Raw genomic sequence first — 13,504 nt, 5'->3', positions numbered from 1 at the left:
CACTTCACGAGACGATTGCAACGATCCGCCGCAGAGCCACACCCTCCGAGTACCGCTGCAACCTCACCAACGAGAAGGGGAGTTGCAGCGTCACACCACAGCCACAGAACCCCCGGAGAACGCCGCGCTCACCCGGGGCACGGTCGTCGTCGAGGCCGCCCACCGCAGCGGCTCACTGGTGACCGCCCGGGCGGCCCGCCGGCTGGGACGCCACACGATAGGAGTACCCGGACCGGCCACCAGTGGGCTCTCCGCCGGGGTGCACGAACTGCTCCGGCAGGACGCCGTGCTGGTCACCGATGCCGCCGAGGTCGTCGAACTCGTCGGCGACATGGGCGAACTCGCTCCGGAACGACGGGGACCGGTGCTGCCCCGCGACCTGCTCGACCCGGACGGACGGCAGGTCCTCGCCGCACTGCCCGGGCGCGGCACGGCCCGGCCGGACGAGATCGCGCTCGCGGCACAGACCACCCCGGACGACGCGATCGCGAGACTGTACGAACTACGAGCACTTGGTTACGTCGAACGACACGGCGACGGCTGGAAGTTGACGCGCCAGGCGATGATCTCGGTCCAGGACGGCCCCGAACCTCGCTGACGCAGCGTGTTCGGCCGTCCGGGGGAACCCCGACACCCCAGGGAAATGACGTCAGTTGGGCTACTCGTCGATCACTCAGAGCGACGGATGTGCCTCGCCGGTGCGGCACCCGGAACGAATCTGCGCACGGTCCGACCTCGCTTCTTCGCACACCGCGACGCCGCAGTCACGCTACGCTCACGAGGATCCCGGCACGGACAGGCAAGGACACGCAAGGACAGGCACGCGAGGACAGGCATCCAGACATCGGACAGACAGCGCACCCAGGCAGCACCGGTCCACGGCAGAACGGCACTAGGCGAGGAATGCCCCAGCACACCTCCGGGTCCGACCGGGCGGCGATCCCCCCAGCCGCCCGCGACGGTGGCAGCGTGCGGCCGCCAGCTCCCTCGACGCTCGACGAGCTGTGGCGGTCGTACAAGGCGACGGGGGACGAAAGGCTGCGGGAGCAGCTGATCCTGCACTACTCGCCCCTGGTGAAGTACGTCGCCGGCCGGGTCAGTGTGGGCCTGCCGCCCAACGTGGAGCAGGCGGACTTCGTCTCCTCCGGGGTCTTCGGGCTGATCGACGCGATCGAGAAGTTCGACGTCGACCGGGAGATCAAGTTCGAGACCTACGCGATCACCCGCATCCGGGGCGCGATGATCGACGAACTGCGCGCTCTGGACTGGATCCCGCGCTCGGTGCGGCAGAAGGCACGCAATGTGGAGCGTGCCTACGCCACGCTGGAGGCGCGGCTGCGGCGCACACCGTCGGAGCGTGAGGTCGCCGGCGAGCTGGGCATCGCGGTGGACGAGCTGCACGCGGTTTTCAGCCAGTTGTCGCTCGCGAACGTCGTCGCCCTGGAGGAGCTGCTGCACGTCGGGGGCGAGAGCGGCGACCGGCTGAGCCTGATGGACACCCTGGAGGACACCGCCGCCGACAACCCGGTGGAAGTGGCCGAGGACCGGGAGCTGCGGAGGTTCCTGGCGAGGGCCATCAACACCCTGCCGGAGCGGGAGAAGACCGTGGTCACGCTGTACTACTACGAGGGGCTCACCCTCGCCGAGATCGGCAACGTGCTGGGCGTGACCGAGAGCCGGGTCAGCCAGATCCACACCAAGTCCGTGCTGCAGCTGCGGGCCAAGCTGGCGGCCTTCGGCCGCTGAGCCGGCCGGTGCCGGGCATGGCCGTCCCCTGGCCGCCATGGGCCGGGCGTCCGTAAAGTGGACGTCGTGCCAAGGATTCGAGCGGCCTCCGTGGCCGAGCACCGGTCGATGCAGCGAGCCGCCCTGCTGGACGCGGCACGCTCCCTGCTGTCAGAGGGCGGTACGGAGGCGCTGACCTTCCCGGCCCTCGCCGAGCGCACCGGCCTCGCGCGTTCGTCCGTGTACGAGTACTTCCGCTCACGGGCCGCCGTGGTCGAGGAGCTGTGCGAGGTCGACATCCCCGTGTGGGCGGCGGAGGTCGAGGCGGCGATGGCCGCGGCGGGTGGAGCGGACGCGAAGATCGAGGCGTATGTCCGCAGGCAACTGGAACTGGTCGGGGACCGGCGGCACCGGGCCGTGGTCGCGATCTCCGCGAGTGAGCTGGACGCGGGGGCTCGGGAGAAGATCCGTGCGGCGCACGGGGGGCTCGTCGCGATGGTCGTCGACGCGCTGGCCGATCTCGGGCACGGGGAGCCCCGGCTCGCGGCGATGCTGCTGCAGGGGGTGGTCGACGCGGCTGTGCGACGGCTCGAGCTGGGGGCCGCGGAGGAGCCGGACGCCATCACGGAAGCGGCGGTCTCCATGGCGCTGCGGGGCGTACGGGGCTGAGCCTCGGGCCCCGGTGTCTGCCTGCGTGGGCTGCTGCCGGGCGGGGGTGGGCCGTGCTTGCCCGCGTCCGCGGGGCGCCTCCCCCACTCTCGGCCTCGCTCGAGCGGGGGAGGTACCCCCACCGCCCACCCGTGCCGCCCTGGGGGTACCTCCCCGCGCCCTTTCGGGCTTCGGGCTCCGGGGGAGGCACGACTGCCCGCAGCCGCGGGACGGGGTTCGCGGCTACGGGCCGGGGGCGCCGGCTGTGAGCCCGGCGCCCGCGGCTGTGGGCTGCGGGCCGAGGCCTCGGCCTATGGGCCGGGGACCGGGAGGAGTCTCGGCGGGGCCCGGTTCAGGAGGGCCGGGGGGAGCAGGGCCAGGGGGTTCAGGTAGGTGTCCGCGCGGCGCAGGCCCCAGTGGAGGCAGGAGGGCGCGCAGTGGGAGCCCGCTGGTTCCACCGTGCCGAGGGGCTCGCCTGCCGTGACCTCGGTGCCCTTGGTGACCGAGGCGTGGACCGGTTCGTAGGTGGTCCGCAGTGGGGGGTCGCCCGTGGCGTCGAGTTCCAGTGAGACGACGCCCCTGCCGGCCACGCGGCCCACGAACGACACCCTGCCCGCCGCCACAGCCCGTACCTGAGCGCCCGGCGCGGCCGCCAGGTCCACGCCCCGGTGGCCCCGCCCGTACGGCGTCGCCGGCGGATCCCAGCCGCGCAGGACCCGCGGTCGTGCCCCCACCGGCCACACCCGGCCGACCGCCGGTACCCCGGCCGTGTCCGCACCCGCCGCCACCAGCCGTGACGGCTGCGGGGCAGACACCGCCGCCAGGGTCAGGGCCACCAGCAGGACCAGTCGCGTACACACCCTCGTGAATGCACTCGTTCGCATGCCGCAGAGCCTTCCGGACATCCGCGGTCACCGCCCGGACCTGTGGACCGCCATCCGGTTTGTGGACAACGGCGTCACCCGGCACCTCCCGGGTCCCGTACACTTCTGGTGGCGACCCGGGTCACTGGGTCGACTTCGCACGCCCCGACATCAGGACCCGGTCACGGCCGGACCCCGATGTCAGCGCCCCTCGGTCCTTCGTGGCAACGGCGCGTCGCGGGCGTCAGGCGCGGGAGCCGTCCGGCATCCGCGGCACAACCGAGAAAAATCAAGGAGATACGGCCATGGCCGTCGTCACGATGCGGGAGCTGCTGGAAAGCGGCGTCCACTTCGGTCACCAGACCCGTCGTTGGAACCCGAAGATGAAGCGCTTCATCTTCACGGAGCGCAACGGCATCTACATCATCGACCTGCTCCAGTCGCTGTCGTACATCGACCGCGCCTACGAGTTCGTCAAGGAGACCGTCGCCCACGGCGGCACGGTCATGTTCGTCGGTACGAAGAAGCAGGCGCAGGAGGCCATCGCGGAGCAGGCCACCCGCGTCGGCATGCCCTTCGTCAACCAGCGCTGGCTGGGCGGCATGCTCACCAACTTCTCGACCGTCTACAAGCGCCTGCAGCGCCTGAAGGAGCTCGAGCAGATCGACTTCGAGGACGTGGCCGCCTCCGGCCTCACCAAGAAGGAGCTGCTGGTCCTCTCCCGCGAGAAGGCCAAGCTGGAGAAGACCCTCGGCGGTATCCGCGAGATGTCCAAGGTGCCCAGCGCCGTCTGGATCGTGGACACCAAGAAGGAGCACATCGCGGTCGGTGAGGCCCGGAAGCTCAACATCCCGGTCGTCGCCATCCTCGACACCAACTGCGACCCCGACGAGGTCGACTACAAGATCCCGGGCAACGACGACGCGATCCGCTCCGTCACCCTGCTCACCCGCGTGATCGCCGACGCCGTCGCCGAGGGCCTGATGTCCCGCTCCGGTGCCGCCGAGGCCGGCAAGGGCGAGAAGGCCGCCGGCGAGCCGCTGGCCGAGTGGGAGCGCGACCTGCTCTCGGGCGAGAAGAAGGCCGAGGAGGCCGCCCCGGCCGCCGCCGAGGCGGAGAAGCCGGCTGAGGCCGAGGCCCCCGCCGCCGACGTTGCCGAGGCTCCCGCCGCCGACGCCGCCGACGCCGCCGACGCCGCCGAGGCCCCTGCCGCCGACGCCGCCGAGGCCCCCGCTGCCGAGGCCGCCCCGGCCGCCGAGGCCGAGCAGGCCTGACCGCTCCGTCAGAGCCGATGACGGCGGGAGCGGTGACAAGTGCATCGCTCCCGCCGTTCACCCGTAGGTCAGCGGCGCGTCGGGGGACTGCCCTCGGGTAGGTCCTGACCCGCGGACCTCCGCACCTCCAGACTTCGAGAAAGACTCACAGACTCATGGCGAACTACACCGCCGCCGACGTCAAGAAGCTCCGGGAGCTCACCGGCGCCGGCATGATGGACTGCAAGAAGGCGCTGGACGAGGCCGAGGGCAACGTCGAGAAGGCCGTCGAGGCGCTCCGTATCAAGGGCCAGAAGGGCGTCGCCAAGCGCGAGGGCCGCTCCGCCGAGAACGGCGCCGTGGTCTCGATCATCGCCGACGACAACTCCTCCGGCGTCCTCGTCGAGCTGAAGTGCGAGACGGACTTCGTCGCCAAGGGCGAGAAGTTCCAGGGCGTGGCCACCGCCATCGCCGAGCACGTCGTCAAGACCTCCCCGGCCGACCTCGAGGCGCTGCTCGCCTCCGAGATCGAGGCCGGCAAGACCGTCCAGGCGTTCGTGGACGAGGCCAACGCCAACCTCGGCGAGAAGATCGTCCTGGACCGCTTCGCGCAGTTCGCCGACGGCTTCGTGGCGGCGTACATGCACCGCACGATGCCCGACCTGCCGCCGCAGATCGGTGTCCTGGTCGAGTTCGACAAGCCGAACGCCGACGTCGCCAAGGGCATCGCCCAGCACATCGCCGCCTTCGCGCCGAAGTACCTCTCCAAGGACGACGTCCCGGCCGAGGTCGTCGAGTCCGAGCGCCGCGTCGCCGAGGAGACCACCCGCGCCGAGGGCAAGCCCGAGGCCGCGATCGGCAAGATCGTCGAGGGTCGTCTCAACGGCTTCTTCAAGGACGCCACGCTGCTCGGCCAGCCCTACGCGCTGGACAACAAGAAGTCCGTCCAGAAGGTCCTGGACGAGGCCGGTGTCACCCTGAAGCGCTTCACGCGCATCAAGGTCGGCATCTGAGTCCGTACCGCGACGGGCGCGCGACCCCGATAGGGTCGACAGCAGCCGTTCGGATACGCGTCCACGCACGCGCGCGTGCCGGACGACAGCAGATCTGACGAGGAGGCCATTGCCGCATGGGATGCGAAGCACACCCCACCGGCAATGGCCTTCTTCGTATGTGCAACACGTGAAAGAGGCGGGATCCCGATGACCACCAAGGCTGAGAAGAGCGACGACGGCAAAGTGCGCGGCCGGTTTCTGCTGAAGCTGTCCGGAGAGGCCTTCTCCGGTGGCGGAGGGCTGGGCGTCGACCCCGACGTGGTGCACGCCATAGCGCGTGAGATCGCGGCCGTCGTCCGGGACGGCGCGGAGATCGCGATCGTCATCGGCGGCGGCAACTTCTTCCGCGGCGCCGAGCTCCAGGTGCGCGGCATGGACCGTGCCCGCTCCGACTACATGGGCATGCTCGGCACCGTGATGAACTGCCTCGCCCTCCAGGACTTCCTGGAGAAGGAGGGCGTCGACTGCCGCGTGCAGACCGCCATCACCATGGGGCAGGTCGCCGAACCCTACATCCCGCTGCGCGCCGTACGGCACCTGGAGAAGGGCCGTGTGGTCATCTTCGGCGCCGGGATGGGCATGCCGTACTTCTCCACCGACACCACCGCCGCCCAGCGCGCCCTGGAGATCGACGCCGAGGCGCTGCTCATGGGCAAGAACGGTGTGGACGGGGTCTACGACTCCGACCCGAAGACCAACCCGGACGCGGTGAAGTTCGACGCGCTCGGCTACGGCGAGGTCATCACCCGGGATCTCAAGGTCGCCGACGCCACGGCCGTCACGCTCTGCCGTGACAACAGCCTTCCGATCGTCGTCTTCGAGCTTCTGAAGGAGGGCAATATCGCCCGCGCCGTCAAGGGTGAGAAGATCGGCACGCTGGTGGGCGACCAAGCCGGCCGCAACTGACCGGGGGATGGACAATGTCCTGCCGGTCGGGAACCGTGCAGGAAGAAGACGCGACGCAGCCGGCCGCAGCTCCTGACAGGGAACCGCAGCCGGGCCTACTCAAGACACGCAGGAGCAAGTGGTGATCGAAGAGACCCTCCTCGAGGCCGAGGAGAAGATGGAGAAGGCCGTCGTGGTCGCCAAGGAGGACTTCGCCGCGATCCGTACCGGCCGTGCGCACCCGGCGATGTTCAACAAGATCGTGGCCGACTACTACGGCGCGCCGACGCCGATCAACCAGTTGGCCTCGTTCTCCGTGCCCGAGCCGCGCATGGCCGTGGTGACGCCGTTCGACAAGACCGCCCTGCGCAACATCGAGCAGGCGATCCGCGACTCCGACCTGGGCGTCAACCCGAGCAACGACGGCAATATCATCCGGGTGACGTTCCCCGAGCTCACCGAGGAGCGCCGCCGCGACTACATCAAGGTCGCCAGGACCAAGGCCGAGGACGCCAAGGTCTCCATCCGCGCCGTGCGCCGCAAGGCCAAGGACGCCATCGACAAGATGGTCAAGGACGGCGAGGTCGGCGAGGACGAGGGCCGCCGTGCGGAGAAGGAGCTCGACGACACCACCGCGAAGTACGTCGCCCAGGTGGACGAGCTCCTGAAGCACAAGGAAGCTGAGCTGCTCGAAGTCTGATGAACGACTCTTCCTGGGGGACGCCGCAGACCGGGTACTGGGGACCGTCCGACCACGGGCCCGGCCAGGGGGCTGCCCCGGCGGGGCCCGCGTACGATGCGCCTTACGCGCAGCAGACCCGCCCCAAGCCCGTCGTGCCCGACGTACCCGAACACGGCGGAGACCAGGATGTGGACCGGGGGGCCGCTCGGCCGAGCGGCCCCCTGTTCCGAGACGAACCGACGCGGGCCCGACCCTTCCCGGGGGAGGTGCCGCAGAATCCGGAGCCCATGCCCGACGCCCCGCAGCCGGCACCCGCACCGCAGAAGAAGAGCGCGGGCCGCGATCTCGGTGCCGCGATAGGTGTCGGCGTCGGACTCGGCGTGGTGATCGTCGCGTCGCTGTTCGTGGTCAAGGCGGTCTTCGTCGGTGTCGTCGCCGTCGCCGTCGTGGTGGGCCTGTGGGAGCTGACCTCGCGGCTGCGGGAGCGCAAGGGCATCGACGCGCCCCTCGTCCCGCTCGCGCTCGGCGGTGCGGCCATGGTCGTCGCCGGGTACGCCTGGGGAGCCGAGGGCGCGTGGACCGCCATGGCCCTCACCGCGCTGGCGGTGCTGGTCTGGCGTATGGCGGCGCCGCCCGAGGGCTACCTCAAGGACGTCACGGCGGGTGTCTTCGCGGCGTTCTACGTGCCGTTCCTGGCGACGTTCGTCGCGATGATGCTCACCGCCGACGACGGCGCCTGGCGCGTCCTGACGTTCCTGCTGCTGACGGTGGTCAGCGACACCGGCGCGTACGCCGTCGGCTGGCGCTTCGGCAAGAGGAAGCTCGCCCCGCGCATCAGCCCCGGCAAGACCCGCGAGGGCCTGCTGGGCGCGGTGGCCTTCGCCATGGTCGCCGGCGCGCTGTGCATGCAGTACCTGATCGACGACGGCAGCTGGTGGCAGGGCCTGCTCCTGGGCCTCGCGGTCGCGGCCAGCGCCACCCTGGGCGACCTCGGCGAATCCATGATCAAGCGCGACCTGGGCATCAAGGACATGGGCTCCCTGCTCCCGGGGCACGGCGGCATCATGGACCGTCTGGACTCCTTGTTGCCGACGGCGCCGGTGGTGTGGCTGTTGCTGGTGATCTTCGTCGGATCGGGTTGACGGGGAACAGGTACTCTGGAAGGGCTCGCGGTGTCCGGCCGTGGGCCCTTTCGTACGTCCCCGCCCTTGCGGGGGTTGTCCGGCTCCGGCACGGCGTCGCCGTCGTCCCCGCCCCCTCGGGGTGGCCGGCCCCCGTCTCTCTGAGGAGTTGCCCGACCGTGGCCCGTCCCGTTCCCGGTGAGCTCACCTTCGCCGCCCCCCGCGGAGCCAAGAAGCCACCGCGGCATCTCGCCGACCTCACGCCCGCCGAGCGCAAGGAGGCGGTCGCCGCGGCGGGTGAGAAGCCGTTTCGCGCGAAGCAGCTTTCGCAGCACTACTTCGCGCGCTACGCGGACGCCCCCGAGCAGTGGACGGACATCCCCGCCGGTTCCCGCGGCAAGCTCCAGGAGGCGCTGCTTCCGGAGCTGATGACGGTCGTACGGCATCTGTCGACCGACGAGGGCACCACCCGCAAGACGCTGTGGAAGCTGTTCGACGGGACGCTCGTCGAGTCCGTGCTGATGCGTTACCCGGACAGGGTGACCATGTGCATCAGCTCCCAGGCGGGCTGCGGCATGAACTGCCCGTTCTGCGCCACCGGGCAGGCCGGCCTCGACCGGAACCTGTCGACCGCCGAGATCGTGCACCAGATCGTGGACGGGATGCGCGCGCTCAGGGACGGCGAGGTCCCCGGCGGCCCGGCGCGGCTGAGCAACATCGTGTTCATGGGCATGGGCGAGCCGCTCGCCAACTACAACCGGGTCGTGGGCGCCATCCGCCGTCTCACCGACCCGGAGCCGGACGGGCTGGGTCTGTCCCAGCGCGGGATCACCGTGTCCACCGTCGGTCTCGTCCCGGCCATCCACCGGTTCACCGGCGAGGGCTTCAAGTGCCGGCTCGCGATCTCGCTGCACGCCCCCGACGACGAACTGCGCGACACCCTCGTCCCCGTGAACACGCGGTGGAAGGTGCGCGAGGTGCTCGACGCCGGGTTCGAGTACGCGGCCACGTCCGGGCGCCGCCTGTCCATCGAGTACGCGCTGATCCGGGACATCAACGACCAGGCCTGGCGCGGTGACCGTCTCGGCCGGATGCTCAAGGGCCGTCCCGTGCACGTCAACCTCATCCCGCTCAACCCCACCCCCGGCTCCAAGTGGACCGCCTCCCGTCCCGAGGACGAGAAGGCGTTCGTCGAGGCGATCGCCGCGCACGGTGTGCCGGTGACGATCCGGGACACCCGTGGACAGGAGATCGACGGGGCGTGTGGTCAGCTCGCCGCGAGCGAGAGGTAATGTGACTCGCGTAAGCACATCTTCATATTCCGACAGGGGAGCGCCACAGCGCTGAGAGTGCGGCACCGGCCGCAGACCCTCCGAACCTCGCCCAGGTCATTCTGGGTAGGGAGATCGGTCATCACTCGAGCTGTTGCGCCCTGCCCGGGACTCCGCCCAGGGGTCCCGGGCAGGGCCGCGTCTCTTCCTGGTCCCTCCAGGAGGAATCAAGTGGGCATCACCAAGAAGGTCACGGTCCTGGCCCTCGGGCTGGGCATGGTCACGCTGTCCGCGTGCGGGTCGTCCGACGGCGACGCCGACGGCAGCGGCGGCGCGTCCAAGACCGTGACCCTCGTCAGTCACAACTCGTGGGCCGTGTCGAAGGACGTCGTCGCCGCCTTCGAGAAGCAGTCCGGCTACCAGCTGAAGGTCCTCGAGGACGGCGACGCCGGGCAGGCCGTGAACAAGGCGATCCTGACCAAGGACAACCCCCAGGGCGACGTCCTCTTCGGCGTCGACAACACCCTGCTGTCCCGCGCCCTCGACAACGGCCTGTTCCAGTCGTACGAGGCCGAGGGCTCCGACCTGATCCTCGACGAGTACCGCGTCGATCAGGACAAGCACCGGGTCACCCCCGTCGACAGCGGCGACGTCTGTGTCAACTACGACAAGGCCTGGTTCGCCGAGCACGACCTGACCCCGCCGAAGACCCTCGACGACCTGGTCGAGCCCGAGTACAAGGACCTTCTCGTCGTCGAGAACGCCTCCACATCCTCGCCCGGCCTCGGCTTCCTGCTCGGCACGGCCGCCAAGTACGGCGATGACGGCTGGGCGGACTACTGGAAGAAGCTCAAGGCCAACGGCGTGAAGGTGGTCGACGGCTGGGAGCAGGCCTACAACGAGGAGTTCTCCGGCTCGGCCGGCGGCAAGAAGGCCAAGGCCGACCGGCCGCTGGTGGTGTCCTACGCCTCCTCGCCGCCCGCCGAGGTCATCTACGCCGACCCGAGGCCGCAGACGGCGCCCACCGGTGTCGCCGAGGGCACCTGCTTCCGCCAGGTCGAGTACGCGGGGCTGCTGAGCAACGCGAAGAACCCCGAGGGCGGCAGGGCTCTGCTCGACTTCCTGATCAGCAAGACGTTCCAGGACGACATGCCGCTCAACATGTTCGTGTATCCGGTGCGGGAGGCCGCCCAGGTGCCCCAGGAGTTCGTGGAGTTCGGGCCGCAGGCGAAGGACCCGCTGACCATGGACCCGGCGAGGATCGCCGCCAACCGTGACCAGTGGGTCAAGTCGTGGACCTCGCTCGTACTGAAGTGACGCACACCGCGGCGCGGCGGCGGGGCAGCGCGGCGCGGCTCGGCCTGATGGCCGTGCCCGTCGCGTTCTTCGCCGTCTTCTTCGCCTACCCCGTCACCGCGATCGTCGCGCGCGGACTGAAGGCGGGCGGAACCTGGCACCTCGGGCGGATCGGGGACGTACTGGCGCAGTCCGATGTGCGCCAGGTGCTGTGGTTCACCACCTGGCAGGCGCTCGTCTCCACCGTCCTCACCCTGCTGATCGCCCTGCCCGGCGCCTATGTCTTCGCCCGCTTCGACTTCCCCGGCAAGCAGGTGCTGCGGGCCGTGATCACCGTGCCGTTCGTGCTGCCGACGGTCGTCGTCGGTACGGCGTTCATGGCGCTGGTCGGCCGCGGCGGACTCCTCGACGAGCTGTGGGGTCTGCGTCTGGACACCACCGTGTGGGCGATCCTGCTGGCGCATGTCTTCTTCAACTACGCCGTCGTCGTCCGCACCGTGGGCGGACTGTGGGCGCAGCTCGACCCACGGCAGGAGGAGGCGGCGCGGATGCTCGGTGCCTCCCGGTTCGCGGCCTGGCGGACCGTCACCCTGCCCGCGCTCGCGCCGGCCGTGGCGGCGGCCGCACTGATGGTCTTCATGTTCACCTTCACCTCCTTCGGTGTGGTGCAGATCCTCGGCGGGCCCACCTTCTCCACCCTCGAAGTGGAGATCTACCGGCAGACCTCCGAGATCTTCGACCTGTCCACGGCCGCCGTGCTCACCATGATCCAGTTTGTCGCCGTGGGCGTGATCCTCGCCCTGCACGCCTGGACCGTACGGCGCCGGGAGACCGCGCTGCGGCTGGTGGACGCCTCGCTGACCGCACGCCGGCCGCGCGGGGCCGGGCAGTGGGCGCTGCTCGGCGGGGTCGTCGCCACCGTGACCGTGCTGCTTCTGCTGCCGCTCGCGGTGCTGGTGCAGCGGTCGTTCGGCACCGCCGGCCTCGGCCACTACCGGGAGCTGACCCACGACGACGGGGGAGTGTTCCTGGTCGCGCCGATCGAGGCGGTCGGCAACTCGCTGCGGTACGCGGTCGCCGCCACCGCCATCGCTGTGGTGATCGGCGCTCTCGCCGCCTTCGCGCTGACCCGGCGGGACGCGGGACGGCTGGTGCGCGGCTTCGACGCGCTGCTGATGCTGCCGCTCGGGGTGTCCGCGGTGACCGTCGGCTTCGGCTTCCTGATCGCCCTCGACGAGCCGCCGCTGGATCTGCGCGCCTCCTGGATCCTGGTCCCGCTCGCGCAGGCGCTGGTCGGCGTCCCCTTCGTCGTACGGACGATGCTGCCGGTGCTGCGGGCCGTGGACGTACGGCTGCGGGAGGCGGCGGCGGTGCTCGGGGCGTCGCCCTGGCGGGCGTGGCGGGAGGTCGACCTGCCGCTGGTGCGGCGGGCGCTGCTGATCGCGGCCGGGTTCGCCTTCGCGGTGTCACTGGGGGAGTTCGGGGCGACCGTGTTCATCGCGCGGCCGGAGAACCCCACGCTGCCGGTCGCCGTGGCACGGCTGCTGGGGCGGCCCGGGGAGCTCAACTACGGTCAGGCGATGGCCCTGTCGACGATTCTGATGATCGTGTGCGCGGTGGCGCTGCTTGTGCTGGAGCGGCTGCGGACCGACCGGACCGGGGAGTTCTAGATGCTGCTGAGCCTTCAGGCCGCTACCGTCCGCTTCGGCGGGCGGGCCGTGCTGGACGCCGTCGACCTGGCGGTCGCCGCGCACGAGATCGTCTGTGTGCTCGGCCCCAGCGGCAGCGGCAAGTCCACGCTGCTGCGGGCGGTGGCCGGACTGCAGCCCCTCGACTCCGGGCGGGTGTCGCTGGACGGACACGACCAGTCGGGCGTGCCCGCGCACCGGCGCGGCGTCGGACTGATGTTCCAGGACCACCAGCTCTTCCCACAGCGGGACGTGGGCGGCAACGTGGCCTTCGGCCTGCGGATGCACGGCGCCACGCGTGGCGAGCAGGCGGACCGTGTACGGGAGTTGCTGGCCCTGGTGGGTCTGCCGGACGCGGCCGGGCGGGCTGTCGCCGCGCTGTCCGGCGGTGAGCAGCAGCGCGTCGCGCTCGCCCGCGCCCTCGCGCCCAGCCCGCGGCTGCTGATGCTCGACGAGCCGCTCGGACAGCTCGACCGTTCGCTCCGGGAGCGGCTGGTCGTCGAACTGCGCGAGCTGTTCGGGCGGCTGGGCACCACCGTGCTCGCCGTGACCCACGACCAGGGCGAGGCGTTCGCGCTGGCCGACCGGGTGGTGGTGATGCGGGACGGGCGGATCGCCCAGTCCGGTACGCCACTTGAGGTGTGGCAGCGTCCCGCAGACGCCTTCGTGGCCCGGTTCCTCGGCTTCGAGAACGTCGTCGGGGCGACGGTCGCCGACGGTGTCGCCCTGACCCCCTGGGGCAAGGTTCCCGTGCCGGAGGGGTCCTTGCAGGGCACGCGGACGCTGCTGGTCCGGCCCGCGGGTGTCCGGCTGGTCCCGGCCGGTGAGGGGCTGCGCTGCACGGTGGCCGCGCGCACCTTCCGCGGCACGCACGTCGCCGTCCGCCTCCAGCCCGGGGACGCCCCCCGTCTGGAGGCGGCCTGCGCGCTCCGTGCCGCGCCGGAGGTCGGGGACGAGGCCGGTGTGGAGTTCGACGCGGCGGAAATCGTTGTGCTGGGGTGAGGGCGGCTGCCTAGG

General features: G+C 70.7%; 12 protein-coding genes, 1 pseudogene and 1 riboswitch. Of the genes and pseudogenes, 12 read left to right on the top strand and 1 reads right to left on the bottom strand.

Features of this window, described 5'->3' with window-relative positions; translation table 11 throughout:
* Positions 1 to 121: 121 nt before the first annotated feature.
* From ACGFR9_RS25375 to ACGFR9_RS25365, 3 genes and pseudogenes are all read left to right on the top strand, one after another.
* Positions 122 to 598, top strand: a pseudogene (locus ACGFR9_RS25375) (DNA-processing protein DprA); the annotation flags it as partial.
* A gap of 305 nt (positions 599 to 903) precedes the next feature.
* The gene (gene whiG, locus ACGFR9_RS25370) at positions 904 to 1,746 is read left to right on the top strand and encodes an RNA polymerase sigma factor WhiG (RefSeq protein WP_393212454.1); all 843 of its coding nucleotides are present in this window, start codon (positions 904 to 906) and stop codon (positions 1,744 to 1,746) included.
* A 90-nt stretch (positions 1,747 to 1,836) separates the two neighbouring features.
* A complete protein-coding gene (locus ACGFR9_RS25365) occupies positions 1,837 to 2,394 on the top strand; it encodes a TetR/AcrR family transcriptional regulator (protein WP_393212673.1) in 558 nt (185 codons plus the stop codon).
* Between the two features lie 290 nt (positions 2,395 to 2,684).
* Here ACGFR9_RS25365 and ACGFR9_RS25360 read toward each other — a convergent pair whose 3' ends face one another.
* Complete coding sequence (locus ACGFR9_RS25360) at positions 2,685 to 3,257, bottom strand: murein hydrolase activator EnvC family protein (RefSeq protein ID WP_393212452.1); 573 nt, start codon at positions 3,255 to 3,257, stop codon at positions 2,685 to 2,687.
* Positions 3,258 to 3,541: 284 nt separating this feature from the next.
* Between ACGFR9_RS25360 and rpsB the strand changes: the two genes are divergently transcribed.
* From rpsB to ACGFR9_RS25315, 9 genes are all read left to right on the top strand, one after another.
* Complete coding sequence (gene rpsB / locus ACGFR9_RS25355; RefSeq protein ID WP_393212450.1) at positions 3,542 to 4,510, top strand: 30S ribosomal protein S2; 969 nt, start codon at positions 3,542 to 3,544, stop codon at positions 4,508 to 4,510.
* A 155-nt stretch (positions 4,511 to 4,665) separates the two neighbouring features.
* Positions 4,666 to 5,502 carry a translation elongation factor Ts gene (gene tsf, locus ACGFR9_RS25350; RefSeq protein WP_393212448.1) on the top strand — a complete coding sequence of 279 codons (837 nt, stop codon included), beginning with the start codon at positions 4,666 to 4,668 and terminating at the stop codon, positions 5,500 to 5,502.
* A gap of 189 nt (positions 5,503 to 5,691) precedes the next feature.
* On the top strand, positions 5,692 to 6,450 hold the full coding sequence (gene pyrH / locus ACGFR9_RS25345) for a UMP kinase (RefSeq protein WP_030216636.1): 759 nt from the start codon (positions 5,692 to 5,694) through the stop codon (positions 6,448 to 6,450).
* 121 nt (positions 6,451 to 6,571) lie between these two features.
* Positions 6,572 to 7,129, top strand: a complete 558-nt coding sequence (gene frr / locus ACGFR9_RS25340; RefSeq protein ID WP_393212446.1) for a ribosome recycling factor — start codon at positions 6,572 to 6,574, stop codon at positions 7,127 to 7,129.
* Positions 7,129 to 8,253, top strand: a complete 1,125-nt coding sequence (locus ACGFR9_RS25335; RefSeq protein WP_393212444.1) for a phosphatidate cytidylyltransferase — start codon at positions 7,129 to 7,131, stop codon at positions 8,251 to 8,253. The genes frr and ACGFR9_RS25335 overlap by 1 nt, the downstream gene beginning before the upstream one ends.
* Before the next feature lie 158 nt (positions 8,254 to 8,411).
* A complete protein-coding gene (gene rlmN / locus ACGFR9_RS25330; RefSeq protein WP_393212442.1) occupies positions 8,412 to 9,524 on the top strand; it encodes a 23S rRNA (adenine(2503)-C(2))-methyltransferase RlmN in 1,113 nt (370 codons plus the stop codon).
* A 24-nt stretch (positions 9,525 to 9,548) separates the two neighbouring features.
* Positions 9,549 to 9,654, top strand: a riboswitch (TPP riboswitch).
* A gap of 80 nt (positions 9,655 to 9,734) precedes the next feature.
* Complete coding sequence (locus tag ACGFR9_RS25325) at positions 9,735 to 10,820, top strand: thiamine ABC transporter substrate binding subunit (RefSeq protein ID WP_393212440.1); 1,086 nt, start codon at positions 9,735 to 9,737, stop codon at positions 10,818 to 10,820.
* Complete coding sequence (locus ACGFR9_RS25320; protein ID WP_393212438.1) at positions 10,796 to 12,469, top strand: ABC transporter permease; 1,674 nt, start codon at positions 10,796 to 10,798, stop codon at positions 12,467 to 12,469. Before ACGFR9_RS25325 ends, ACGFR9_RS25320 begins: the two co-directional genes overlap by 25 nt.
* On the top strand, positions 12,470 to 13,489 hold the full coding sequence (locus tag ACGFR9_RS25315) for an ABC transporter ATP-binding protein (RefSeq protein WP_393212436.1): 1,020 nt from the start codon (positions 12,470 to 12,472) through the stop codon (positions 13,487 to 13,489).
* Positions 13,490 to 13,504: the final 15 nt, after the last annotated feature.

Source organism: Streptomyces sp. NPDC048584, from assembly GCF_043199595.1.
In the GTDB taxonomy this organism is placed as follows: domain Bacteria; phylum Actinomycetota; class Actinomycetes; order Streptomycetales; family Streptomycetaceae; genus Streptomyces; species Streptomyces edwardsiae.
Note: the sequence above shows the minus strand (reverse complement) of the source record. Positions and strands in the feature narration are given on the sequence as shown.